Origin of the sequence: Streptomyces melanosporofaciens (assembly GCF_900105695.1) — a bacterium.
GTDB classification, from domain to species: Bacteria; Actinomycetota; Actinomycetes; order Streptomycetales; family Streptomycetaceae; genus Streptomyces; species Streptomyces antimycoticus.
Map to the genome: position 1 here is coordinate 3796102 of NZ_FNST01000002.1, position 25763 is coordinate 3821864.

19 protein-coding genes and 1 pseudogene are annotated in these 25763 nt (G+C 72.7%); 10 read left to right on the forward strand and 10 right to left on the reverse strand.

What is annotated here, in order from left to right:
• Positions 1-18: 18 nt before the first annotated feature.
• The 3 genes from BLV72_RS18965 (at position 19) to BLV72_RS18975 (ending at position 2739) form a co-directional block, all read left to right on the forward strand.
• Positions 19-1662 carry an MDR family MFS transporter gene (locus BLV72_RS18965; RefSeq protein ID WP_425288384.1) on the forward strand — a complete coding sequence of 548 codons (1644 nt, stop codon included), beginning with the start codon at positions 19-21 and terminating at the stop codon, positions 1660-1662.
• Between the two features lie 66 nt (positions 1663-1728).
• Positions 1729-2190 (forward strand): helix-turn-helix transcriptional regulator, encoded by a 462-nt coding sequence (locus BLV72_RS18970; protein WP_093463653.1) that lies wholly within the window; start codon positions 1729-1731, stop codon positions 2188-2190.
• Positions 2191-2271: 81 nt separating this feature from the next.
• Positions 2272-2739, forward strand: coding sequence for a VOC family protein (locus BLV72_RS18975; RefSeq protein WP_093463654.1), 468 nt, complete (start codon positions 2272-2274; stop codon positions 2737-2739).
• A gap of 4 nt (positions 2740-2743) precedes the next feature.
• Here the strand turns inward: BLV72_RS18975 and cseC are convergent, their stop codons facing one another.
• From cseC to BLV72_RS19000, 5 genes are all read right to left on the reverse strand, one after another.
• Positions 2744-4072, reverse strand: coding sequence for a two-component system sensor histidine kinase CseC (gene cseC, locus BLV72_RS18980; RefSeq protein ID WP_093463656.1), 1329 nt, complete (start codon positions 4070-4072; stop codon positions 2744-2746).
• 6 nt (positions 4073-4078) lie between these two features.
• Positions 4079-4786, reverse strand: coding sequence for a two-component system response regulator CseB (cseB, locus tag BLV72_RS18985; RefSeq protein ID WP_093463657.1), 708 nt, complete (start codon positions 4784-4786; stop codon positions 4079-4081).
• A gap of 9 nt (positions 4787-4795) precedes the next feature.
• A complete protein-coding gene (locus BLV72_RS18990) occupies positions 4796-5488 on the reverse strand; it encodes a hypothetical protein (protein WP_093463659.1) in 693 nt (230 codons plus the stop codon).
• 26 nt (positions 5489-5514) lie between these two features.
• Entirely contained in the window at positions 5515-6123 is a 609-nt protein-coding gene (locus BLV72_RS18995; protein WP_093463660.1) for a SigE family RNA polymerase sigma factor, read from the reverse strand.
• A 252-nt stretch (positions 6124-6375) separates the two neighbouring features.
• Positions 6376-7302, reverse strand: coding sequence for an HhH-GPD family protein (locus BLV72_RS19000; RefSeq protein WP_093463662.1), 927 nt, complete (start codon positions 7300-7302; stop codon positions 6376-6378).
• 347 nt (positions 7303-7649) lie between these two features.
• Here BLV72_RS19000 and BLV72_RS19005 point away from each other — a divergent pair, with 347 nt between their 5' ends.
• A complete protein-coding gene (locus BLV72_RS19005; RefSeq protein WP_093463663.1) occupies positions 7650-8516 on the forward strand; it encodes a hypothetical protein in 867 nt (288 codons plus the stop codon).
• A 302-nt stretch (positions 8517-8818) separates the two neighbouring features.
• Here BLV72_RS19005 and disA read toward each other — a convergent pair whose 3' ends face one another.
• Both disA and radA read right to left on the reverse strand, forming a co-directional pair.
• On the reverse strand, positions 8819-9877 hold the full coding sequence (disA, locus tag BLV72_RS19010; protein WP_050993876.1) for a DNA integrity scanning diadenylate cyclase DisA: 1059 nt from the start codon (positions 9875-9877) through the stop codon (positions 8819-8821).
• Positions 9878-10189: 312 nt separating this feature from the next.
• Positions 10190-11613, reverse strand: a pseudogene (gene radA, locus BLV72_RS19015) (DNA repair protein RadA).
• Positions 11614-11870: 257 nt separating this feature from the next.
• Here radA and BLV72_RS19020 point away from each other — a divergent pair.
• Entirely contained in the window at positions 11871-13589 is a 1719-nt protein-coding gene (locus BLV72_RS19020) for a BACON domain-containing protein (protein ID WP_093463665.1), read from the forward strand.
• Positions 13590-14561: 972 nt separating this feature from the next.
• Here the strand turns inward: BLV72_RS19020 and BLV72_RS19025 are convergent.
• On the reverse strand, positions 14562-15362 hold the full coding sequence (locus BLV72_RS19025) for a DUF3109 family protein (RefSeq protein WP_425288527.1): 801 nt from the start codon (positions 15360-15362) through the stop codon (positions 14562-14564).
• A 266-nt stretch (positions 15363-15628) separates the two neighbouring features.
• On the opposite strand from BLV72_RS19025, the gene BLV72_RS19030 reads away from it, so the two are divergent.
• The 4 genes from BLV72_RS19030 to ilvD all read left to right on the forward strand — a co-directional run bounded on the left by BLV72_RS19030 (position 15629) and on the right by ilvD (position 20476).
• Positions 15629-16558 carry a Ppx/GppA family phosphatase gene (locus BLV72_RS19030; protein ID WP_093463668.1) on the forward strand — a complete coding sequence of 310 codons (930 nt, stop codon included), beginning with the start codon at positions 15629-15631 and terminating at the stop codon, positions 16556-16558.
• A 399-nt stretch (positions 16559-16957) separates the two neighbouring features.
• Positions 16958-17803, forward strand: coding sequence for a sugar phosphate isomerase/epimerase family protein (locus BLV72_RS19035; protein ID WP_093463669.1), 846 nt, complete (start codon positions 16958-16960; stop codon positions 17801-17803).
• The gene (locus BLV72_RS19040) at positions 17800-18429 is read left to right on the forward strand and encodes a TetR/AcrR family transcriptional regulator (protein ID WP_093463671.1); all 630 of its coding nucleotides are present in this window, start codon (positions 17800-17802) and stop codon (positions 18427-18429) included. Before BLV72_RS19035 ends, BLV72_RS19040 begins: the two co-directional genes overlap by 4 nt.
• Before the next feature lie 196 nt (positions 18430-18625).
• A complete protein-coding gene (gene ilvD, locus BLV72_RS19045; RefSeq protein WP_093463672.1) occupies positions 18626-20476 on the forward strand; it encodes a dihydroxy-acid dehydratase in 1851 nt (616 codons plus the stop codon).
• Here ilvD and BLV72_RS19050 read toward each other — a convergent pair.
• Together BLV72_RS19050 and BLV72_RS19055 are read right to left on the reverse strand one after the other, a co-directional pair.
• Positions 20460-22643 (reverse strand): protein kinase domain-containing protein, encoded by a 2184-nt coding sequence (locus tag BLV72_RS19050; RefSeq protein ID WP_093463674.1) that lies wholly within the window; start codon positions 22641-22643, stop codon positions 20460-20462. The two genes, ilvD and BLV72_RS19050, sit on opposite strands and share 17 nt — an antisense overlap.
• Positions 22644-22834: 191 nt before the next feature.
• Positions 22835-25198, reverse strand: coding sequence for a protein kinase domain-containing protein (locus BLV72_RS19055; protein ID WP_167746379.1), 2364 nt, complete (start codon positions 25196-25198; stop codon positions 22835-22837).
• A gap of 146 nt (positions 25199-25344) precedes the next feature.
• Between BLV72_RS19055 and BLV72_RS19060 the strand changes: the two genes are divergently transcribed.
• A complete protein-coding gene (locus BLV72_RS19060; protein ID WP_093470432.1) occupies positions 25345-25680 on the forward strand; it encodes an SH3 domain-containing protein in 336 nt (111 codons plus the stop codon).
• Positions 25681-25763 lie beyond the last annotated feature (83 nt).

Genomic DNA, 25763 nt, shown 5'->3' on the forward strand with positions numbered 1-25763 from the left:
CAGGGGGAGACGGAGAACATGTTCCGGAAACCATCAGAAGACGAAGCGTCATCCGCTTCGACATCGGCTCAGGCCGCCCAGGAGGCCCAGATACCCAAGGAGCCCAAGGGCAAGGCCGAGCCGAAGCAGCGCAGCACCAGTGTGGTGATCTTCGCGCTGATGATCGCGATGCTGCTCGCGATGCTCGACAACATGATCGTGGGCACCGCGATGCCGACCATCGTCGGCGAGCTGGGGGGACTCGACCACCTCTCCTGGGTGGTGACCGCGTACACCTTGGCCACCGCCGCCTCGACCCCCATCTGGGGCAAGCTCGGCGACATGTACGGCCGTAAGGGCATCTTCCTGACCTCCATCGCGGTCTTCCTCGGTGGCTCGGCGCTGTCCGGTATGGCACAGAGCATGGGGGAGCTCATCGGCTTCCGGGCCATCCAGGGCCTGGGCGCGGGCGGCCTGATGGTCGGCGTGATGGCGATCATCGGTGACCTGGTGCCGCCCCGGGAGCGTGGCCGCTACCAGGGCATCATGGCCGGTGTGATGGCCGTGGCCATGATCGGTGGCCCGCTGGTCGGCGGCACCCTCACCGACCACCTCGGCTGGCGCTGGATCTTCTACATCAACCTTCCGCTCGGCGCCGTCGCCCTCGCGGCGATCACCGCCGTGCTGCACCTGCCGAAGAAGCGCTCCCAGGGGCGGATCGACTACACCGGCGCGGCCCTGCTGACCGTGGGCATCACCGCGCTCGTGCTGATCACCACCTGGGGCGGCAACGAGTACGCCTGGGGCTCGGCGCAGATCCTCGGGCTCGGGGCGCTCGGTGTCCTCGCGCTCGTCGCGTTCGTCTTCGTCGAGCAGCGGGTCGCCGAGCCCGTGCTGCCGCTGCACATCTTCCGTAACGCCAACTTCACGCTGGTCACCGCCATCGGCTTCCTCGTCGGCTTCGTGATGTTCGGCTCGACCACCTTCCTGCCGCTCTACCAGCAGACCGTCCAGGGCGCCACGGCCACCAACTCCGGGCTGCTGCTGCTCCCGATGCTGCTGGGCATGCTGGTCGTCTCGCTGGTCGCGGGCCGGGTCACCACCCAGACCGGCAAGTACAAGATCTTCCCGATCATCGGCGGCCTCCTGATCACCGTCGGGATGTTCCTGCTGTCCACCATGGACACCGAGACCACCCGCTTCAGCTCCGGCCTCTACATGGCCGTGCTCGGCATGGGCATGGGCTGCCTCATGCAGACGACCATGCTCGTGGCGCAGAACAGCGTCGAGATGAAGGACATGGGCGTCGGCAGCTCCTCCGCCACCCTCTTCCGCACCCTGGGCGGCTCCTTCGGTGTCGCCATCCTCGGTGCCCTGTTCACCAGCCAGGTGCGGGACACCATGGCCGAGCGGGCCGGCGGGAAGGCGGCGGCCGTCACCTCCGGGAGCGCTCAGCTCGACCCGGCCAGCCTGAAGAAGCTGCCCCCGGGCATCCGGGACGCGTACACCCACGCGGTGGCCAGCGGTGCCCACCAGGTGTTCCTGTGGGGCGCGCTGATCAGCATCATCGGCTTCCTCGCGGCCTGGTTCGTCAAGGAGGTCCCGCTGCGCGGGGGGCCCGGCAAGTCCGCCGACGGCGACGAGGCCCCGGCCGACGCGGCGCCGGTCGCCGAGCCCGTCTGACCAACGGACTCTGGGGGACCCTGAGGGACCACCTCCCTGTCAGTGGGGCATGACAGCATCGGCCCCATGGTGACCTCGCCGGACGAGGCGCGGCTGGCGCATCTGCGCCGGCTGCGCCTCGCGAAGGACGTGATGGACCGCGACTGGGCCGAGCCGCTCGACCTGGACGCGGTCGCCGCGCATGCCGGTTATTCGCGCTATCACTTCATCCGCGCCTTCAAGGGCGCCTACGGATCCACGCCCGGCCAGTATCTGACCCGGCGCCGCATCGAGCGGGCCGAGGAGCTGCTGCGCTCGGCCAATCTCTCGGTCACCGAGATCTGCTCGCTCGTCGGCTTCAGCAGCCTCGGCACGTTCTCGACGAGCTTCAAGAAGCAGACCGGGCTCACCCCCAGCGCCTACCGGGACCGGTACGTCGGCCGGGCCGCGGGGGTCATACCGGGGTGTTACGCCATGCTCTGGTACGGCGGGCGCGACGCACCTGCCCACCCCGCCCACATCGGTGGCGCCGAGGACAGCAATTCTTGAGAAGCGGGCCGGACCTGCTGCTGCCTACGGTGGCGATGTCGCGACGACGCGCGATCCATCCCGATACCTCCGGAGGCAGCAATGATCAAGGGGATGTCCATCGTCACCGTCTGGGTCCTCGACCAGGACCGGGCCAAGGCGTTCTACACCGAGAAGCTGGGCCTCGAGGTCCGCACCGACATGAGCATCGGCGGGGACGGCGAGGGCGGCGGGATGCGCTGGCTGACGGTCGGCGCCAAGGACCAGCCGGATGTGCAGCTCACCCTGATGGTGCCCAGCTCGCCGGGGCTCGACCCGGAGTCCGCCGAGGCCCTGCGGACGCTGGTCGCCAAGGGCGTGCTCGGCGCCGGGGTGTTCACCACCGATGACATCCACCGGGACTACGAGGCGCTCAAGGCCAAGGGCGTGGAGTTCGTCCAGGAGCCCCAGGAGCGTCCGTACGGCACCGAGGCCCTTTTCCGCGACGACTCCGGCAACTGGTTCTCGTTCACCCAGCCCCGCGAGGAGATGGACTTCAGCAAGCCCTGGGACGGCTGCGTCGCGGACTGAGCGCTCAGTCCGGCACCTCGATGATCGGGAAGCTGCCGGTGTTGGTGGGCGCGGACTCCGGCAGCCAGAGCACGGCGACCGCGCCCCGGCACTCGCCGTCCGTGCCGTTCATCCCATCCGTCCCGTCGAGCACCGGATCGGCGTTGCGGAATGTCAGCCGGGCGCCCAGCACCCGCGCCTGGCCCGCGGCTATCGTCAGCCCGAGGCCGTGCCCGGTGCCCGCGCGGTCCTTGCTGCCGGTGCGGAACCGGCTCGGCCCGTCCTTCAGCAGCTCCTCCGGGAATCCGGGGCCGTGGTCGCGGACGCGCAGCACCCGTCCCTCGACCGTGACCTCGAAGGGCGGCTTGCCGTGCCGGGCGGCGTTGGCGAGCAGATTGCCCAAGATCCGCTCCAGCCGCCTGGGGTCGGTGGAGACATGGGCGTCACGCGCCACGTTGATCACCGCGTCGGGGGCCACCGCCCGCACCCGGCGGGCGATGAACTCGGCCACGGCTATCTCCTGGAGCTCCGCGCGCTCCGCGAAGCCGTCCAGCCGCGCGACCTCCAGCACGTCCTCGACCAGGGTGCGCATCGCCTGCGCCCGGTCCCGTACCAGCTCGGTGGGGCGGCCCGGCGGCAGCAGCTCGGCCGCTGTGAGCAGCCCGGTCACCGGGGTACGCAGCTCATGCGCGATATCGGCGGTGACCCGGCGCTCCGCCTCCAGCCGCTGCTGCAGCGCCTCGGCCATGCCGTCGACCGCACGCGCCAGATCGTCGGTCTCATCGCGCACCCGGCCGCCGATCGCCTCGCGCACCCGGACCTCGGAGTCGCCCTCGGCCAGCTTGCGGGCGGCGGTGGCCGCCTTGCGCAGCCGCCGGGAGAGCTGATCGCCGATGAGCACACCGAGTGCGATACCGCCCATCACCACCGCCACCGAGCCGATGAGCAGCACCCGGTCGAGGTCGTTGAGGACGGCGAAGCGGTCCTGGAACTTGGTGTGGACGGACAGCACCTTGCCGTTCCGCAGCGGCACCGAGGCCCACACCTCGGGGGTGCCGGTGCCGGAGTCCTCCAGATAGGTGGCGCGCTGGCCGCGCCACGCCTCCTTCTTGAGCTGCTCGGGCAGCTTGGGGTCGTCCAGCTTGGCGCCGAAGCCCAGCACCCGGGACTGCTCGTACCACCGCTGGGCGACCTTCACCCGCTCGTCCATCACGGTGCGGCTGTTGTCGAGCATCGAGACGCGGGCCGCGTTGTGGACGACGAGGCTCAGCACGACCGCGACGAGCGTGCTCACCGCCGCGATGGCGAGACTGACCTTCCACCGCAGGCCGCTGCGCAGCGCGAATCGCCCCAACGCCGGTCAGCCCTTGAGCTTGTAGCCGAAGCCGCGGACCGTCTCGATCCGGTCCTGGCCTATCTTGCCGCGCAGCCGCTGCACATGGACGTCCACGACCCGGGTGTCCCCGCCCCAGCCGTACTCCCAGACCCGCTCCAGCAGCCGGTCACGGGAGAGCACGGTGCCGGGCGCGGCCGAGAACTCCAGCAGCAGCCGCATCTCGGTCGGGGTGAGCGCGACCCGCCGACCGCCCTTGCGGACCTCCATGCCCTCCGGGTCGACCTCCAGATCGCCGAAGCACAGCAACCCGCCGTCGGGCTCCTCGGGAACGGGCTCCGAGCCCCGCCCGCCGGGGCCGCTGGCATGGCCGAAGCGGCGCAGCACGGCCCGGATGCGGGCGACCAGCACGGCGCCGTCGAAGGGCTTGGTCACATAGTCGTCGGCGCCGGCTTCGAGGCCGAGCACCACATCGATGGAGTCGGCGCGCGCGGAGAGCATGATCACGGGCACGGTGGACTCATCGCGGATCCGGCGGCACAGGCTGACCCCGTCCAGGCCCGGAACCATCACATCGAGCAGCGCGATATCGGGGCGGTCGGCGCGGAAGCGCTCGAGACCGGTCAACCCGTCGGGTGCGGCCGTCACGAGAAAGCCATCGCGCTCCAGGGCGAGCTGCGTGGCTTCACGGATCACATCGTCGTCCTCGACGAAGAGCACATGGGTCTCGGCCACAGCCTCGGTTCAGCCTTCCGTTCCGTCGTCGGCGCTCATGGACGGCGCCGGGGTCGCCTCTTCCGTGGGCACATTCTTGCTGTAGTCGGTGCGCTTGCGGGACAGCACGTCGAACGTCTTGTCCGCCTCGGTCCAGCGGTAGGTGATCACGGCCTCGCTCGAAGGGCAGCAGACCGAGTCACCGGAGGTGTAGGCGAGCTTGGTCACCCGCAGCTCGTCCTTGGCGATGTCGGCGTAGACGGGCGGCTGCTCGTCGCTGAACACGTTCTCGTACCGGTCGCCCGCCTTGCGGTACACATACGAGCCGATGCCGAAGCCATCGCCGCAGCTCATCACGTTGATCACCAGGTCGGAGGCGCTGGAGCCGGTCAGCTTGCCGTACGTCACGTCCACCGGGTAGCCCTCGATCTGCTGCTTGCCCTCGGGCACCTTGCCCTTGGGGCAGGGCTTGAGGCTCGCCTTCAGATCATCGCTGACGTTCGGATCCGTCTCGACCAGCTTGATCGCGTCGACCTTCTGCCCGGCCGGTTTCGGCCGACCCGAGGCGTGGCCACTCGCGTACGCGCCCGAGTCCGCGGCGGCCGAGGCCCACTCGGTGCGCGCCGGTCCCTCCTTGCGGACACCCTCGCTCGCGGCGCCGCATCCGGCCAGCATCCAGCCGCCGGCGGCCGCGAGGCCCACGACCGCACCGCCGGTGATCATGGCTGTCCTGCTGGGAGAGGCCCTGGTCAGGCCGCGCACCGGCCCTGCCCCCGCTCCTGGCGGCCGCGCCGGACCCGACCCGTGTGCTGCCGGACGTTCCCGGCCCGCTTGCCTTCCTCGTCCCGACGGCCGAGCGCGCGGGCGTCCAGATCGCGGCTCTCCAGCTCCTGCCGCAGCCGGGCCAGCGCCCGGTGCAGCGTGCTCTTGACCGTTCCGGTCGACATTCCGAGCGCCTCCGCGGTCTCTTCCGTCGTCATCTGCTCCCAGTGTCGCAGCACCACGACACTGCGCTGCTTGGGAGCCAGCACCGAGAGGATGTCCATCAGCAGGGCGCGGTCCGCGTGCTGCTCGGTGCCGTCCTCGACACTCGCCTCGGGAAGCTGCTCGGTGGGCACCTCGTCCAGCTTGCGGGCGCGCCACCACTCGGTACGGGTGTTGATCATCACGCGCCGGAGATAGGCATCGGCAAGCGATTTGTCGGCTATGCCGTCCCAGCGGCCGTAGGTGCGCACCAAGGCGGTCTGGAGCAGATCCTGTGCCTCGACCGGGTCCGGAATCAGCCGACGGGCGCTGCGCAGCAGCGCGTCCTGCCGATTCCGCACGTACTCCTCAAAGTCCAGAACATTGCTGCCCATGATGCAGCCTCCATCCCGCTGATTCCCCGCCGTTGATGTGCCGCCCTGTCGGTCGGCGCGAGAAGGACGCTACGGAGGCGCTGTTGCGGCGCGATGCGCATCCGGGCCTCGGCGAATGCACAGCTACCCATAGGTTGTGTAACAACGGAACCCGGTTCGACCGAGTGTCGGAACCGGGTCCTGGGCGTGTCACAGGTCTGTCACAGACAGGGCCGTGACGAGGAATTTTCTCAGCTCGGCGGCGGTCGCTTCTCAGGTCAGCGGCAGTCGGTACAGGCCGCCCGAAAGCGGTTCCACCAGCCCGTCGGAGACCAGTCCGTCGAGCGCGCGGGCCCGCTGCACCGGCTCGTCCCACACCTGGTCCAGCGTCGCCTGCGGTACGGGTGTCACCGTCCCGCGCAACACCGCGAGCAGCTTGCCGCGCACCTGACGGTCCGTACCGGCGTAGGTCTGGCCGCGCCGCGGCGGGCCGTCGTGCTCCGGAGAACCGGCCTGGCGCCAGGCGCAGAGCGCGGCGATCGGACAGCGGGCGCAGTCGGGGGTGCGGGCCGTGCAGACCAGCGCGCCCAGCTCCATCGTGGCGGCCGCCCAGCGCGCCGCGGTCGGCTCGTCGTCGGGGAGCAGGGTGCGGGCCAGCTTGCGCTCGGCGGCGGTGGTGGCGTTCGGCGGGTACTGCGCACCGCCGACCGCGCGCGCGAACACCCGGCGGACATTGGTGTCCAGGACCGGATGGCGCTGGCCGTACGCGAACGAGGCCACGGCCGCCGCCGTGTACTCGCCCACCCCCGGTAGCGCCAGCAACTGAGCGTGGTCGCGCGGTACGTCACCGCCGTGCCGCTCCCTTATGGCGGCCGCGGCGCCGTGCAGCCGCAGCGCCCGGCGCGGATAGCCGAGCCGGCCCCAGGCGCGGACCGCCTCACCGGGCGGTTCCGCGGCCAGGTCGGCCGGGCGCGGCCAGCGGGCGAGCCACTGCTCGTACACCGGCAGCACCCGGTTCACCGGGGTCTGCTGGAGCATGAACTCGCTCACCATCACGCCCCAGGCACCGGCCTCGGGGCGACGCCAGGGGAGGTCGCGCGCGTGCGCGTCGAACCAGTCGATGACGGGCCGGTGCAGGACGGCTCCGTCGGGGTCGGGGGATGCGGCGGCCGGGACGGCGGAAGCGGAAATGGCAGTCATCGCTCTCGATCCTGGCACGACGGGACGGTTTGCGGGCGCGCTGGGCGCTGGCGTTCGGGTCGAGCCGCGCCAGTCGTTGCCAAATCGTGCAATACGGGCGTCCGTGCGGGAACGGATGGCCGCCTACCGCGCCCGGGTGCGGTATCCCTGCCCCCTCAGGGTGGCCGCGGGGCGACTCGGGGGCGTCCGGGGGGGCGTCCGGGGGGCGTCTTGGGGCGACTCGTGGCGGCCTGGTGGCGGACTTATGGCGGTCTCATGTGCGGGATCCGGTCGGATCATGAGAAAAGAAGGGAACGGGGCGGGGGTTATTGGCCGGTAGAGCTCCCGATCTCTCGTAGAGTTTCCGCGTGGGATCTCTGCGCAATCCGATCGGGCCGCTTCCCTCCTCCATTTACTGGCGGCGGAGGATCGTTGCGCTGGCCCTGCTCGTCGTCATCGTGCTCCTGGTCATCTGGGCCTTCGGCTGGGGTGGTTCGGGCGGTGGCGGAAGTGACGAGGGCAAGGGATCGGGCGGCGGGGGACCCGCCGGCACGATCACCCCGGGGCCCTCCTCATCCGGGCCGGTGAACAGCGAACGGCCGGGCGGGCGCGACGAGTCGGACAACGGCGGCTCGGGCTCCGGCGACTCCGGCGGCAGTGGTGGCGGCTCGGACGACGGCGGGACCGGCGGCGCGAGCGGCGGTGGCGCGGGCGGCGGCAGCGGCTCCGGCGGCTCCTCTGGTGGAGGCGCGGGCGGCGGCGCGGGTGGCGGCCTCGGCACCGGGGCCGGACCGGGTCTGCCGGCCGGGTCGAGCCTGCCGGACTGCCGCCCGGGCGACGCGGAGTTGACGGTGCGCAGCGTCAAGGACTCCAAGGTCAAGAACACCTGGGCGCCGGGGGAGAAGCCCACCTTCGAGATCGTCGTGAAGAACTCCAAGTCGAGCTCCTGCAAGGTCGACTTCGGCCGCTCGGCGGCCTCGCTGACCATCACGGACGCCAAGAACGCCCACGTCTGGGCCTCCGGTGACTGCCCGGAGGGCAGCGCCAGTGCGCTGGTCGAGGTGAAGGGCTCCGGCGAGACCAAGCGCACCGTGGAGTGGGACCGCAAGCGCAGCGCCGAGCACTGCGCCACCCCGTCGGGCAGCGCGTCGGCCAAGCCCGGCACGTATCTGGTCGAGGTGAAGGTGGACGGCCTCGGCACGGCCAAGGTGTCGTTCGTCCTCGAGAAGGACTGACCAGGGGCCTGCGGTGGGCTGTTCCCCTCCCCGCCCCTTCCCGAAACTGGGGCTCCGCCCCAGACCCCGTGCCGGGGCTTCGCCCCAGACCCCGAAACTCGGGCTTCGCCCCTTCCTGCGGCATCGATATGCGGCTCCGCCGCGTGGCAGGGCTCCGGCCCGGGCCCTGGGGTCCGGGGGCGGGGCCCCACAACCCAGCCTCTCCGGCGCTTGAGGAGCGGGGGCCGGGGCCGGCCCCGGTTTCGGGAAGGGGCGGGTAGGGGACCAGCCCGCCGCAGGCGCCAGGACCCAAACGACAGACCCTAGACGTACCGCTCCAGGATGGACGACTCGGCCAGCCGCGACAGGCCCTCGCGGACAGATCGCGCCCGTGCCTCGCCCACACCGTCCACCATCTGCAGATCGTCCACGCTCGCCGCCAACAGCTTCTGCAGACCCCCGAAATGCTCCACCAGCCGCTCGATGATGGCCCCCGGAAGCCGCGGCACCTTCGCCAGCAGCCGGAAACCGCGCGGCGAGACCGCCGAGTCGAGGGTCTCGGGCGAGCCGGTGTACCCCAGCGCCCGGGCCACGATGGGCAGTTCGAGCAGCTCGGTGTGGGTCAGCCGGTCCAGCTCGGCGAGCGCGTCGGCCACCGTACGGGTGCGCTTGGCGGTCGGCTCGGGCACGTAGTCACGCACCACCAGCTCACGCTCGGGCTCCACGCCCGCGATCAGCTCGTCGAGCTGGAGGGAGAGCAGCCGGCCGTCCGTACCCAGCTCGACCACGTACTCCGCGATCTCGGTGGCGATGCGGCGGACCATCTCCAGCCGCTGTGCGACCGCGCTCACATCCCGGACGGTGACCAGGTCCTCGATCTCCAGGGCCGAGAGCGTGCCCGCGACCTCGTCGAGGCGGAGCTTGTACCGCTCCAGGGTGGCCAGCGCCTGGTTGGCGCGGGAGAGGATCGCCGCCGAGTCCTCCAGGACCCGCCGCTGGCCGTCCACATACAGCGCGATCAGCCGCATCGACTGGCTGACGGAGACCACCGGGAACCCGGTCTGGATGGAAACCCGCTGCGCGGTGCGGTGCCGGGTGCCGGTCTCCTCGGTGGCGATCGCCGCGTCCGGAACGAGCTGCACCCCCGCCCGCACGATCTTGGTGATGTCCTTGTCGAGGACCAGCGCGCCGTCCAGCTTGCACAGCTCGCGCAGCCGGGTCGCGGTGAACTCGACGTCGATCACGAAGCCGCCGGTGCACAGCGACTCGACGGTCTTGTCGGTGCCGAGCACGATCAGCCCGCCGGTGTTTCCCCGGAGGACGCGCTCGAGGCCGTCGCGCAACGCCGTGCCGGGCGCGACCGCGCTCAGGGAGGCACGCATCAGACCGTCGGCCTTGCCGGGTGCCGTTGCCCGGTCGCCTGCTGCCACTGCACTCCTCCGTCGCAAGGTCTGTCGGTGCCGCCAGTCGCCCTGCCATGCCGGTGTGCGAGGCCACGTATGGGCGAGACCAGGGCAAAGTCTACCGGCGGCCACCGGCCTCCCGTGGGGTCTCCCGGCGTACGCCCGTAGGTGTGAAACGGAGTGCTGCTCCCCCTGTGCCGCGCACCACCCGGCTCACGGCCCCCTTGCGTACGCCCTCACCAGCACACACCGCGCCCACGGCCCGTCACCTCAGCCGCGGTCCTCCGCGCCTCAGCCGCGGTCCTCCGCGTCCGCCCGCGCCTTTTCGCCCCGCTCCCGGCGCCGCGGCAGCACCCGCAGCGCGTCCCCGATGTCCGCCACCTCCAGCACCCGCATTCCGTCCGGGATCCGGCCCGGGTCGGTCGGCACCAGGGCGTGGGTGAAGCCGAGCCGGGCCGCCTCCGCCAGCCGCCGCTGCACTCCGGTGACCCGCCGGACCTCACCCGCGAGCCCCACCTCGCCGATCGCCACCAGGTTCTTGGGCAGCGGGGTGTCACTGGCGGCGCTGGCCAGCGCGAGCGCCACGGCGAGGTCGGCGGCCGGCTCGGACAGCTTCACCCCGCCCACCGTGGCGCTGTAGATATCCCGCTTGCCCAGCGCGCTGATCCGGCCGCGCTGCTCCAGAACGGCCAGCATCATCGAGACCCGGGAGGTCTCCAGACCGGAGGTGGTGCGGCGCGGGGAGGGGATCTGGGAGTCGACGGTGAGCGCCTGCACCTCGGCCACCAGCGGCCGGCGGCCCTCCAGGGTGACCGTCAGACAGGTGCCCGGCACCGGCTCGTCGCGGCGGGTGAGGAACAGCCCGGAGGGGTCGGCCAGCCCGGTGATGCCCTCGTCGTGCAGCTCGAAGCAGCCGACCTCGTCCGTCGCCCCGTAGCGGTTCTTCACCCCGCGGACCAGCCGCAGCCGAGCGTGCCTGTCGCCCTCGAACTGCAGGACGACATCGACCAGATGCTCCAGCAGCCGGGGCCCCGCGATGGCGCCGTCCTTGGTGACATGGCCCACCAGCAGCGTGGACATACCGCGCTCCTTGGACGCGCGGATGAGCGCCCCGGCCACCTCGCGCACCTGCGCCATCCCGCCCGGCGCGCCGTCGATCTCGGGCGAGGCGACGGTCTGCACCGAGTCCAGGACGAGCAGCGAGGGCTTGACCGAGTCGAGATGGCCGAGGACCGCGGAGAGGTCGGTCTCGGCGGCGAGATAGAGATGCTCGCTCAGCGCGCCGATGCGGTCGGCGCGCAGCCGCACCTGACTCGCCGACTCCTCACCGGTGATGTAGAGCGTGCGGTGCTCCTCGGAGGCGGCCTTGGCCGCCACGTCCAGCAGCAGCGTGGACTTGCCGACCCCGGGCTCCCCGGCGAGCAGCACGACCGCGCCGGGGACCAGCCCGCCGCCGAGCACCCGGTCCAGCTCGTCCACGCCCGTGCCGCGCGCGGTGGCCTGACGGCCGTCGACCTGGCCGATGGGCAGGGCGGCCGAGGTGACCCGGCCGGGCGCGGTGGTGCGCACCGCGGGCGTGCCGTACTCCTCGACCGTGCCCCATGCCTGGCACTCGGGCAGCGGCCGAGCCACTTGGCGGTGGTCCAGCCGCACTCCGTACAGCGGTAGGAGGGGCGGTCCTTGGCGGATGAGCGGGAGGAGCTACGGGCAGCCATGCCGTAACGCTAGCGTCGGCCACCGACAGAGCCGAACGGCGGTGGTGAAGGGCCCTTCACGGGCCCTTTCGCGGCCCTCCCGGTGGCCCTCTCAGTGGTCCTTCCCCGGCCTTGCCGGAGGGCGCCGGGCGCATAGCAGGTTACGGCCACCGGAGGGGGACACCTGTCCCCTTATGAGGGAGATGGTCACCCGTAAGGGTTAAAACAGTGCAAGTGGCGCGAGGAAGTCTGCATCATCCGCCTACCGTCGCCGGGTGATGAGCAGCAGGTCCGAGCACTCGACACAGACCACCGGCGCACAGCGGGTGCGGCGCCGTGCGGCGCGCTCCACGACCACCCGCCCCCAGCGCCCGCCCGAACGCTATGAGCCGTATCTCGACGGCCTGTTCACCTACTGCCTGTCGGCGCTGTGCGAGCACGACGCGGCGGCCGTCGCGGTGGGCGATGTGCTGGCGGTGGCCGAGCGCCGCCCCGGCCGGGGGCGGGGCCGGGTCACCGCGGAGGGCGAGCTGTCCCGCCCCTGGCTCTACGCGGTCGCCCGCTGGGCCTGTCTGCGCAAGCTGGCCGAGCGCCGCGGCCGTACGGGGACGGACACCCCGGGCGACGGCGCCGGGGCCGAGCTGCCCGAGCCCATCGCCGCCCAGCGCCGTCGCGAACTCGCCGCGCTGGCCTGGCCGGAGGCCGCCGGGACCACCGCCGAGCAGCGCGAGGCGCTCGAGCTCGCGGTGCGCCATCGGCTGGGCCCCTCCGAGGTGGCCGCCGTGCTCGGCAAGGACCAGGAGGAGACCCGCGCCCTGCTCTCCAGCGCCGCCTGCGAGGTGGAGCGCACGCGTGCCGCCCTCGCCGTCGTCGAGCTGGGGCACTGCCCGGTGGTCGCGCGGCTCGCGGGCGACACCCAGGTGCTGCTCTCCGCCGCCCTCCGCCGCGAGCTGGTGCGCCATGTGGACGACTGCCGCGAGTGCCGCCGGATGGCCGAGCGGGCCACGGCCGATGGACCCTGGCCCGGTACGGCGGCCGCGCCCGCCGCGCTGCCGGTGGTGGAGGCCCCCCGCGCCGCCGTGCATGCCGCGCTGCTGAGCGCGCTCAGCGGACGCCCCGCCCGCGCGGGCTCCGGGCCGCGGTTCGACCGGCGCGGCTTCCCGCTGGAGCCTCAGGACCGGGCCGCCCGCCGCAGCCGGATGCGCAGCCGCGCGCTGACGACGACGGTGGTGGCGACGGTCGTCGCGGCCCCGGTGCTGGCGCTGTGGGCCGCCTACCGGGGCGCCCCGCTCGCCGGTGACGAGCGCGATACGGACTCGGTGGCCGCCGCCGAGGCGGACGGCACGGACCAGGCCCCGGCCGGTCAGGACCGGCCCGCCCGAGGCTCGTACGAGCGCGGCGGCAGCGCGCAGGACCGTTCCGGCACCCAGATCGGCTCCGGCCCGCGGAGCGCCAAGGCGGGCCGCGGGGCGTCGGATGTGTCGGTCGAGGTCATCGGCGTGGACGGTGCGGTGGAGCGGCCGGGGCACAAGGGCAAGGGCGGCGAAGCGTCCCGCCCGGACGGCTCCCGGGCCGGCGGCGGCCGCCCCGGCGACGGCTCAGGACCGTCCCGACCGGCCCCCGGCCCGGGGCGGCTCACGGTCACGGCACACCCCGAGGGCGAGGTGACGGTCATCACCCTCACCGCCTCCGGCGGCTCACCGGTGCACTGGTCGGCCTCCGCCGGGGCGTCCTGGCTCCAGCTGAACCACACGGGCGGGGTGCTGCGGCCCGGCGACTCCACGACCATCACGGTCTCGGTGGACCACGGCCGGGAGCCGGCCGGTCACTGGAGCGCGCGGGTCTCGGTGGATCCGGCGGGCGCGGTGGTGCTGATCGAGGGCCGCGGTGCCTCCCCCGAGCCCACCCCCACCCCCACCGGCCCCTCCGGCAACCCGACCCCCACCCCGACCGACCCGTCCCCCACCCCCTCCGGCCCGGCCGCCGCGAGGCGCTGACACAGGCCCCGGCCACATCAGCCGACTGGCGGCCCCGGAGGCGTCGACCGGGGCCCGGCCAGGTCGACTGGCGGCCGCGGACGTGCCGCCCGGTGGACTGGCCACCTGGACCGGCGGGTCCGGACGCGCCCACTGGCGGGCCAGGTCACGTGGACCGGCGGGCCCGGACGCGCCGACCGGTGGGCCAGGTCACGTGGACCGGCGGGCCCGGACACGCCAACTGGCGGGCCAGGGGGTGTCCGGCGGGGCGTGGCGCCTGCGGCGGGCTGTTCCCCTCCCCGCCCCTTCCCGAAACTGGGGCTCCGCCCCAGACCCCGGGTCCAGGGGCGGAGCCCCAGCCACGCGGCGGAGCCGCAGTCACGCGGGCGGAGCCTTGCCACGCGGCGGAGCCTCATATCGATGCTGCGGTAAGGGCCGCGGGGAGCCAATCCAGCCCCTCCGGCGATTGAGGAGCGGGGTCCGGGGCGGTGCCCCGGCGGGGCCGGGCGCCACGCGGTGGAGCTGCATGGCGATGCGACTCCAGCCCCTCCGGCGTTTGAGGAGCGGGGCTTAGGGGCGGTGCCCCGGCGGGGGCCGGGACCCACGCGGTGGAGCCGCATGGCGATGTGACTCCAGCCCCTCCGGCGTTTGAGGTGCAGGGCTTAGGGGCGGTGCCCCGGCGGGGGCCGGGCGCCACGCGGTGGAGCCGCATGGCGATGTGACTCCAGCCCCTCCGGCGTTTGAGGAGCGGGGGCCGGGGCCGGGCCCCGGTTTCGGGAAGGGGCGGGTAGGGGAAAGATCCGCCGGACCGCCCAGGATCGGCACCGCCACCGCCACGTCAGTCGGGCCGGACGGCACAGGTGGGCGGACCGCCCAGGTGGGCCGGATCGGCCGGGCCACCCGCGTCAGCCCGCCGGGCCACCCGCGTCAGCCCGCCGTACCACCCGCGTCAGCCCGCCGTACCACCTGCGTCAGCCCGCCGTACCGCCCGCGTCAGCCCGCCGGATCCGCCGGATGCGGAGCCACCAGCGGCAGCGACGACGCCAGCCGCTGCTCGCACAGCTCGGCCAGCCGGTCGTATCCCGCCTTGCCCATCAGCTCCGTGAGCTCCGGCCGGTACGACCGGTACACCGGCTCCCCGGCCCCATGCGCCGACGTGGCCGACGTGCACCACCAGTGCAGATCGTGGCCGCCCGGCCCCCAGCCGCGCCGGTCGTACTCGGCGATGGTGACCCGCAGCACCCTTGTGTCGTCCGGCCGGTCGATCCAGTCGTAGGACCTGCGCACCGGGAGCTGCCAGCACACATCCGGCTTGGTCTCCAGCGGCTCGCGCCCCTCCCGCAGCGCCAGGATGTGCAGGGCGCAGCCCGCGCCGCCCGCGAAGCCCGGCCGGTTCTGGAAGATGCACGAGCCCTTGTGGCGTCGGGTCTGCCGCTCGCCGTCGTCGTCCTCCTGCACCCACCCCGAGGCGTGCCCCACATCATGGAACTGCCAGATCTCGGGGGTCAGCCGGGCCATATGGCGGCCGACCCGCTCCTCGTCCTCCTCGTCGGAGAAGTGCGCGCCCAGCGTGCAGCAGCCATCGCTGGCCCGCCCCGCCTGGATGCCCTGGCAGCCCTGGCCGAAGATGCAGGTCCACCGGGAGGTCAGCCAGGTCAGATCGCATCGGAAGAACTGCTCGTCGTCGGCCGGATCGGGGAATTCGACCCATGCGCGGGCGAAGTCCAGACCGACCTCGTCCTCGGCGGCCCCGGCAGCCCCGGCGGCCCCGGCATCCTCGGCCCCGGACGGCATCGGCTCCTCGGCCGCCCACTCCGGGTCGGTCTTCCGGCCTTTGTCCTGCTTCGCCTTTTTCGTCTTTGCCACGGTGCAAGGGTAGGCCCCTCGGCCAAAACACGGAGGTGGGGACCGCACACGGCCCGGCGGCGCGGCGCGGGCCCGGGATCGGCCGCCGACCGGCCGCAGATCGGCCGCCGACCGGCCGCCCGGGTGCGCGATCGCACGCGATCGGTGGGGGACCTGTGCATGACACCGAGAGGGGGAGCAGTAGCGTTCACGCTATGAGACTCGGTGTCCTCGACGTGGGTTCGAATACGGTTCATCTCCTTGTGATGGACGCCCACCCCGGCGCGCGCCCGCTGCCCGCGCACTCGCACAAGGCCGAGCTGCGGCTGGCCGAACTCCTCGACGGCGCCGGGGCCATCGGCCCCGAAGGCGTCGACCGCCTGATAGCGGTGGTCAAGGAGGCGCTGGAGGCGGCCGAGGACAAGGGTGTCGAGGACGTCCTGCCGTTCGCGACCTCCGCCGTCCGCGAGGCGTCCAACGCCGATGAGGTCCTGGCCCGGGTCACCGAGGCGACCGGCGTGCGGCTCCAGGTGCTCAGCGGCGCGGACGAGGCTCGGCTCACCTTTCTGGCCGCCCGCCGCTGGTTCGGCTGGTCCGCGGGGAAGCTGCTGGTCCTGGACATCGGCGGCGGTTCGCTGGAGATCGCGTACGGCATGGACGAGGAGCCCGACGCGGCGGTCTCGCTGCCCCTTGGGGCCGGCCGACTGACCGGTTCCTGGCTGCTCGGCGACCCGCCCGACCCGGCGGAGGTCCGGGCCCTGCGGCGCCATGTGCGGGCCGAGATCGCCCGGAGCGTCGGCGATTTCAGCCGTCATGGGGCGCCGGACCATGTGGTGGCCACCTCCAAGACCTTCAAGCAGCTGGCCAGGATCACCGGCGCCGCGCGCTCCGCCGAGGGGCCGTACGTGGAGCGCCGTCTCACCCGCCGGGCGCTGGGGGAGTGGGTGCCGAAACTGGCCGCCATGACCACCGAGGAACGGGCCGATCTGCCCGGCGTCTCCGAGGGCCGGGCCGGACAGCTTCCGGCCGGGGCGCTGGTGGCGGAGGCCGCGCTGGATCTGTTCGGCGTGGAGCAGCTGGAGATCTGCCCGTGGGCGCTGCGCGAGGGCGTCATCCTGCGCCGCCTGGATCACCTGCCCACGTAACCACGCAGCGTCACCGGGGCGGGAGCGACTGCGGCCGGCCCGGAAAGCGACGGCGGCCGGGCCGGTAAGCCCCGGTGACCGGGCTGGAAAGCGGCGGTGACCGGGCTGGAAAGCGGCGGCGGACGGGCCGGTAAGCCCCGGTGACCGGGCTGGAAAGCGGCGGCGGCTGGGTTGGAAAGCGGCGGCGGACGGTTGGAAAGCCCCGGCGACCAGGCCCCAAAGCAGGCAGCCGGCCCGGAAAGCCCCGGCCGTCGGCCCGGAAAGCCGCGGTGACCGGCCCGGAAAGCCCTGGTGGCCGGGCCGGAGAGCGCAGGTGGCCGGGCCGGAAAGCGGTGGTGGTTCAGCCGCAAGCGCCGCCGCGGTTCGGCTGCGGAGAGCAGCCGCCGTACGCTGTCCCTCGTGACAGAGCCAGTGGTGCGCATCCCGGATGCGAAGGTCGCGCTGTCCACAGCCTCGGTCTATCCGGAGTCGACGGCGACGGCCTTCGAGATCGCGGCACGGCTGGGCTACGACGGCGTCGAGGTCATGGTGTGGACCGATCCGGTCAGCCAGGACATCGAGGCGCTGCGTCGGCTCTCGGACTACCACCAGGTGCCGATCCTCGCCGTGCACGCTCCCTGTCTGCTGATCACCCAGCGGGTCTGGTCGACCGACCCCTGGGTCAAGCTGCAGCGGGCGAGAGCGGCAGCGGAGAAGCTCGACGCGTCCACCGTCGTGGTCCACCCGCCGTTTCGATGGCAGCGGTCCTACGCCCGCGAGTTCGTCAGCGGAATCTGGCGGATGGCCGATGAGACCGATGTGCGGTTCGCGGTCGAGAACATGTACCCGTGGCGCTATCGCGATCGCGAGATGCTCGCGTACGCCCCGGACTGGGACGTCACCCAGCACGACTACCGCCACTTCACGATCGATCTCTCGCACACCGCCACCGCCCGTACGGACGCGATGGAGATGGTGGACCGCATGGGCGACCGGCTGGCCCATCTCCACCTCGCCGACGGCCAGGGCTCCAACAAGGACGAGCACCTGGTGCCGGGGCGCGGCACCCAGCCCTGCGCCGAGCTGCTGGAACGGCTCGCGGCCACCGGTTTCGACGGCAATGTGGTCGTCGAGGTCAACACCCGGCGGGCCATGTCCACCGCCGAGCGCGAGGCCGACCTGGCGGAGGCCCTGGCCTTCACCCGGCTGCATCTCGCCTCGCCGACCTCGGCCAATCGGCCCAGCAGGGTGGTGCCCGGGTCGTGACCCCCGCCTCATCCGGGCCCGCCACGGGCCCGCGCAAGCGTGGCCGCCCGGCCCGTACGAGCGTCTCCGACGGCCCCGGCGCCCGCGACCGGATCCTGGCCGCGGCGCGCAACGAGTTCGCCGAGCGCGGCTACGACAAGACCTCGATCCGCGGCATCGCCAAGGCCGCGGAGGTGGACCCGGCGCTGGTCCACCACTACTTCGGCACCAAGGAGCAGGTCTTCGAGGCGGCCATCGAGCTGATCTTCGCGCCCGCCATGGCCGCCCCGGACGCGGTGCACGGCAGCCGGGAGGGCGCGGGCGAGCGGATGGCCCGCTTCATGTTCGGCATCTGGGAGAACCCCGTCAGCCGGCTGCCGCTGCTCGCCGTGATGCGCTCGGCGCTGACCAATGAGACCGCCGCCGCGGTGCTGCGCGGCATGATCGAGCGCCGGGTGCTGCTCCGGATGGCGGGTGAGCTGGACGTCCCGAACCCCGAGTTCCGCGCCCAGCTCGCGGCCGGGCACCTCATCGGGATCGCGATGTTGCGCTATGTGATCCGGATGGAGCCGATGGCCTCGGCGGAGGTCGATGACATCGTGGCCATGGTGGGGCCCACCCTGCAGCGCTATCTGACCGAGAGCTGATCGCGGACCGGTCGGCCCCGACCGCGCGGCGTTGACCGAGAGCTGACCGGGTCCTTCCACACAGTGACCCCACCGTCTCTGGATCCGGACGGACCATCCGGATCCATGGACACAGGCGTAGGCTCAGAAGACTCCGATCCGCATTGCCGGGCGTCCCATTCACCGGACGCACGTATCACGTAGGGAGCCGAGCACCGTGCCCGAGCTGAGGTCTCGCACCGTCACCCATGGCCGCAACATGGCGGGCGCCCGCGCCCTTATGCAGGCGTCCGGCGTAGCGCGCGAGGACTTCGGCAAGCCGATCATCGCCGTGGCCAACAGCTTCACCGAGTTCGTGCCCGGGCACACCCACCTCCAGCCGGTCGGCCGGATCGTCAGTGAGGCGATCCACGCGGCGGGTGGCATTCCGCGCGAGTTCAACACCATCGCGGTGGACGACGGCATCGCCATGGGCCACGGCGGGATGCTCTACAGCCTCCCCTCCCGCGACCTGATCGCCGACTCCGTGGAGTACATGGTCGAGGCGCACTGCGCCGACGCGCTGATCTGCATCTCCAACTGCGACAAGATCACGCCCGGGATGCTGATGGCCGCGATGCGGCTCAACATCCCGACCGTCTTCGTCTCCGGCGGCCCCATGGAGGCCGGCCGGGCCACGCTCGTCGACGGCACCGTCCGCAAGCTGGACCTGATCAACGCGATCTCGGACGCGGTCAACGAGAACGTCTCGGACGAGGACATCCTCCGCATCGAGAACAACGCCTGCCCGACCTGCGGCTCCTGTTCCGGCATGTTCACCGCCAACTCGATGAACTGCCTGACCGAGGCGATCGGCCTCTCCCTGCCGGGCAACGGCTCGGTGCTGGCCACCCACACCGCCCGCCGGGCGCTCTACGAGACCGCCGGCCGTACGGTCGTGGACATCACCAAGCGCCACTACGAGCAGGACGACGAGACCGTTCTGCCGCGCGCCATCGGCACCCGCGCCGCCTTCGACAACGCCATGGCGCTCGACATCGCCATGGGCGGCTCGACCAACACGATCCTGCATCTGCTGGCCGCCGCCCAGGAAGCCGGTCTCGACTACGACCTCAACGACATCAACGAGGTCTCCCGCCGGGTGCCCTGCCTGGCCAAGGTCGCGCCGAACGTGGCCCCCGGCGGCACGTACTACATGGAGGACGTGCACCGCGCGGGCGGCATCCCGGCGATCCTCGGCGAGCTGTTCCGCGCCGGGCTGCTGAACGAGGACGTCCACTCCGTGCACAGCTCCTCGCTCGCCGACTGGCTCAAAACCTGGGACGTGCGCGGCGGTTCGCCGTCCGCCGAGGCCGTCGAGCTGTGGCACGCGGCCCCCGGCTGCAAGCGCTCCGCCACCGCCTTCTCGCAGTCCGAGCGCTGGGACACGCTGGATACGGACGCCGCCGGCGGCTGCATCCGCGACCTGGAGCACGCCTACTCCAAGGACGGCGGACTCGCCGTCCTCAAGGGCAATCTGGCCGTCGACGGCTGCGTGGTGAAGACCGCGGGCGTGGACGAGTCGATCTGGACCTTCGAGGGGCCCGCCGTGGTCTGCGAATCCCAGGAGGAGGCCGTCGAGCGGATCCTGGGCAAGCAGGTCAAGGAGGGCGACGTGGTCGTCATCCGCTACGAGGGCCCCAAGGGCGGCCCGGGTATGCAGGAAATGCTCTACCCCACCTCCTTCCTCAAGGGCCGGGGCCTGGGCAAGGCCTGCGCGCTGGTCACCGACGGCCGCTTCTCCGGCGGCACCTCGGGCCTGTCCATCGGCCACGCCTCGCCGGAGGCGGCGTCCGGCGGCACCATCGCCCTGGTCCAGGACGGCGACCGGATCCGCATCGACATCCCCGGCCGCACCATCGAACTCCTGGTGAGCGAGGAGGAGTTGGCGGCCCGGCGCGAGGCGCTCGGCGGCGTCTACGCCCCGAAGAACCGCGAGCGCAAGGTGTCCACCGCACTGCGCGCCTACGCGGCGATGGCCACCAGCGCCGACAAGGGCGCGGTCCGCGACGTCAGCCGCCTCGGCTGACGCGGCTGACGTCGATCCCGGCCGCCTCCACGGTGTCGTATCCATAGACCGTGGTGAGGGCGTCACCGCTGAGCGTCAGCTCGGCGGGGACGCCACCGGGGTCCGTACGCGCCTTGCCCCGCCACAGCACCCGGCCGTCCCCGCGGTCCAGCGCGACCACCCGGCCCGCGGCGGTGGCCAGATACAGGGCGTTCCGGCGCCCGGACACCACCGGTGAGCCCAGCCACTCCACCTCCGTCGCCTCGCTCCACAGCCGCTTTCCGGCCGTGGTGACGGCGGTGACCTCGCCGTTCTGCCGGACGAAGTAGAGCGTGTCGCCCACCAGGGTGGGCCTGGTCTGCTGGGCGGAGAGCCCCTCGGGCAGCTTCACCCGGCGCGCCGGTCCGCCGTCCGGGGAGAGGAAGAGCAGATCGGTGTAGTCGAAGCTGTCGTGGGCGCCCTGCTCCAGATAGAGAAGGTCGCCCGAGCGCTCGGCCAGGGATACGCCCGCGTCCGGCGTGCCGATCTGCCGGGGCGCTCCGGTGGTGGGGGAGAGGGCGTAGAGCCGGCTCGGAGTGTCCGGGTCGGCGCGATCTTCCATCGGTCTGCAGTCGGCGAGGGGGCGTCCGGCCACCACATCGGGGGAGCAGGTCAGCCCGCGGCCGACCCGGCGCGACCAGAGCGTGTCGCCGGTACGCGCGTCCACGGCCTGGAAGGTCTCCTCGTCCCAGCTCTGGGTGAGCACGGCGGGGTGACGTCCCCGCCGGAACACCGCGCCCTGGTCCGCGCCGCCGATATCGGTCTTCCAGACCCGCTCACCGTCGCTGGTGCGGTAGCCCTCAAGCCGGGCCGTTCCGTCCGAGAGCCCGACGGTGCCCAGGACGAGACCGTCGACCACACCGATCAGCGCGTCCGGCTTCGTCGGCCGATGCCAGCTCACGCGCCCCCGGGGGTCCAGCCGGGTGAGGGCGACCCCGGAACCGCCGCAGTACAGCTCGGTGCCCGAGGCGAGACAGCGTCGGCCGCTCAGCCCGTTGACCGTCTGCGGAGTGCCTTCGAGGCGGGTCACGACGTCGTCGTCGCCGGGTTCGGTGAGCGTGCGCTGCCAGGGGCGCCATCCGGACGGGAGCGAGGCGTCCCGCGATGTGCCGGTGGCGGGGCGGGCGTCCGGCCGGTCGCCGGATCCGGGCCCGGCCTTGAGGACGACGCCCCCTCCCGCGACCGCGGCGACCAGGCCCGCGGCCGCTCCGGCGACCGCCAGGGCGCGGCGGCGCGGGAGACGGGGGCGGCGGGGTGCGCGGCCGACCTCCGTGGGCACGGCGGTGCCCTCGGAATCGACGGCACCTGTGCCGCGATCGTCCGTACCGTCCTCGTCGGCGTCCTCGTCGGGCAACGTCCGCAGCCGCTCCAGCAGCTCGTCAAGTCCGGGACGCGCGGACGGTTCCTTCCTGAGGCAGTCCGCGACCGCGTCGCGCAACGGCCCGGTCACCGCGTCCAGTTCAGGCGGCTCGTACACCACGTGATAGGCGGTCATATACGGGCTGTCCGCGTCGAACGGGCTCTGGCCGGTCGCCGCGAACACCACCACCGTCGCCAGCGAGAACACATCGGACTCCGGTCCGACCTCCCGCGGATCGCGCAGCTGCTCCGGGGACATGAACGGGGGCGTGCCCATGACCCGGCCCGTCATGGTCAGGGTCTGGTGGTCCGCCGCCCGGGAGATGCCGAAGTCGATGACGCGGGGGCCCTCTTCGGACAGCACGATGTTGGCCGGTTTCAGGTCCCGGTGCACCACGCCCGCCCGATGGATGTCCCGCAGAGCCTCCACCAGCCCGATCGCCAGCCGCCGCAGCTCGGCGCCGCGCAGCGGACCGTCCGCCGCGACCCGCTCGGCGAGGGTGCGGCCGGGGACGTACGAGGTCGCCATCCACGGCAGTACGGCGTGGGGGTCGGCGTCCACGACGGCCGCGGTGAACGCGCCGCTGACTCGCCGGGCGGCCGCGACCTCCTGCCGGAACCGCACCCGGAACTCGTCGTCATCGGCGAACTGCTGATGCACCACCTTCAGCGCCAGCCGCCGCCCCGACTGGGACTGGGCCAGATAGACGGTGCCCATCCCGCCGCGGCCGAGCCGCCGTTCGAGTGCGTAGCCTCCGATGGACTCCGGGTCCCCGGCGCGCAGTGCCATTCCTGTTCTTCCCCCCAACGACCCACGATCCGGCGATCAACGTAATCCAGCCCCTCCGGCGTTTGAGGCGCGCAATCCAGCCCCTCCGGCGTTTGAGGAGCCGGGTCCGGGGCGGAGCCCCTGGCAGCGGGAAGGGGCGGGTAGGGGAAGGCAACGACACGCGGCTCCGCCACCTGTTCCGCCGAACACCCTCACCACCCAGCCGGATCCCGCCCATCCACCGCGAACACCGTCCCGTCCGAGGATGTCGCGAACACCTTGCCACCCACCACCACCGGCGCAGGCATCAGATCCAGAAAGCCACGTCCGGCCGCGCCCCCACGCGAGCGACGCGTCTCGCCGATCACCTCGCCCCGCTCGGCGTCCACGGCCAGCAACCGTCCGTCCGCCGCCGAGAAGTACAGCCGTCCGTCCGCCGCCACCAGCGGCGACGCGTTGGCCACCGAGGTCTCCAGACGCCAGAGCCGCGCCCGCGCCGCGCCGCCCTCGCGCCCGGTGTCGACGCCCACCAACCCGCCGTCCGCGCCCAGCACATACACCCGGTCGCCGCTGCTGACGGCGCTGGTCGCGGACACCGGCGCGGACAGCGCGACCCGCCGCGCCGTACGCCGCTCCGGGTCATAGCGGACGACGGCGGTGGTACGGGTCTGGGTGTCCGTCTCGGTCAGCAGCAGCACTCCGCCGGGGCCGCTCCCGGCCGGGGTCAGGTTGCCGCTGAGCGAGGCGTGCCAGCGCGTGGCACCGCGCATCGTGTCCACCGCCGTGACCAGCGTGTGCGCGCCATCGTCCGCGGTGGTCACGGCGTACGCCGTGTGGCCGTCGCCGTACGAGAAGAAGGCGGGCCGGGCGTGGCCGGGCAGCCGGTGACTCCAACGTTCCTTGTTCGTCGCGCCGTTCACCGCCGTGACCGTGCCGTCCGGCGCGGCCAGCAGCACGGTGTCGCCCGAGGCGTAGACCCCGCCGTCGTAACGGGACACTTCGCGGCTCCAGCGGACGTCGTGGGTCGTGGGGTCGAGCGCCCGCAGCCGCGCGCCGTCCGGGGACACCGTCCGCACCAGACCGCCGGAGAACACGGGAGGGGAGATCGCCTCGCCGTCGCCCGGGCTCCCCGCCGCGGACGGCCGAGACCAGACCACCCGGCCGTCGTCCGGATCGACCCGGGCGGCCTCGATACCGCGCCGAGCGCAGTACAGCGCGCCCGCACCGTACGAGCAGAACGCGGGTCGCACCCCCGAGCCCGCGGCCTTTCCGACGTCCAGCCCCGTGGCCCAGGGGCGCCATGCCTCCGCGGTGGCCGCGCTGTTCCGCGGCTGCCGCCCGCCGGACGCGTCCGCGTCGCCGAACGGGCGCAGCGCGACGACCGTGCCCGCGGCCAGCAGCACGAGGGCCGCGAGCCCGGACAGGGCCCACCCCCGCATCCCCCGGCGCCGCACCACCGGCCGGTCGGCCCTGGACTCGCCCGCCATCGGTCCGTCCGCCACGAACCCATCCGCCACCGACCCGCCCGCCACCGACCCGCCCAGCACCGACTCGGCCTCGTCCCCCACCCGCTCCGGCTCGGCCTTCATGCCCTCGATGAGCCGGGGCGCGGGCTCGGAGCCCGCCTTCACATGCGTATCCGTGACGCCGCCGGCCTGCTCCCCGCGCCCGCCCGGCAGGGAGTGGGGCTCCGGCGTCCGCTGCTGCGGCACCAGCGGGACGGGGCCGCGCGGCGCCGGCGGATGGGGGCCGCGGACGGCGCGCAGGACCGTCATCAGGGCGTCGGGCGTGGGGCGATCCTCGGGGTTCTTGGCCAGACACCGCTGGATCAGCGGCAACAGCTCATCCGGTACCCCCGCCAGATCCGCCTCGTCGTGCACCACCTGGTACGCCACGATGTAGGGGCTCTCGGACTCGAACGGCCCCCGCCCGGTGGACGCGTGCACCAGCAGCGAGCCCAGCGCGAACACATCCGCCGCCGGGCCCACCGCACGCGGTCGCTGGAACTGCTCCGGCGCCATGAACGGCGGGGTGCCGATCAACTGCCCCGTCTCGGTGCGCAGTTCGCTGTCGGACGGCCGCGAGATGCCGAAGTCGATGACCTTCGGGCCGTCCGCCGCGAGCAGCACATTGCTCGGCTTGAGATCGCGGTGCACCACGCCCACCCGATGGATGTCCCGCAGCGCCTCCGCGAGCCCCGCGGCCAGTTGCACCGTCTCGTCCGGCGGCAACGGGCCGCTCCGCTTGACGTGTTCGGCGATGGTCGGGCCGGGGATGTAGAGGGTGGCCATCCAGGGCCTCGACCCCTCCGGGTCGGCGTCCACCACGGGCGCCGTGAACGCGCCGCTGACCCGCCGGGCGGCCGCCACCTCCTGCCGGAACCGCGCCCGGAACTCGGGGTCTTCGGCATACTCGGCATGGACGACCTTCACCGCGAGGCGCCGTCCCGAGGCCGAGCGGGCCAGATGGACCACGCCCATGCCACCCGCTCCGAGGCGTGCCTCGAGCCGGTACTGCCCGGCGTATTCCGGATCCTTGGATTCCGCGCCCGTCCCGGCTCTGTGCACCGGCGGCATGCCCCACCCCCGTGAATTCGGCCGCATTCGCGACTCGGCGAGCCTAGTCGATGACACGTGCGAGCCTTGTTAGCCTCCGCATGTCGTGTCACTTCACACGACATGTGCACAACTTCGGAAAGAAGTTCAACGGGGGAGGGGCCGTCATGGCCATGGAAGAGACCGCGGAAACCGTCGCCACCACCGACGCCGCAAACGCCACCGAGGCCGCCGACGTCACGGCCACCGCCGGAGCGATCACCTATCCGACCGCGCCCGGCTACCAGGTCAACGTCCGCAGCGGGCCCGGCACCAACCACAGAGTCGTCAAGGTGCTGCCGTACAACACCCGGGTCCCCATCCGCTGCCAGCGGCACGGCGAGAAGGTGTCCGGCCCGTATGGCACCACGGACATCTGGGACAGCATCGCCCCGGGCCAGTACGTGTCCGACGCGTATGTGCGGACCGGCAGCGACGGCTTCGTCACCGTGCCCTGCGGCTGACCCACGGCCGGAGCGCGGCCGGCCCCGGAGCCGCGAGGGCGGCGCCGGGGGCCAGTTGACGGAAGGGGGCGTGTGCCCCGAGC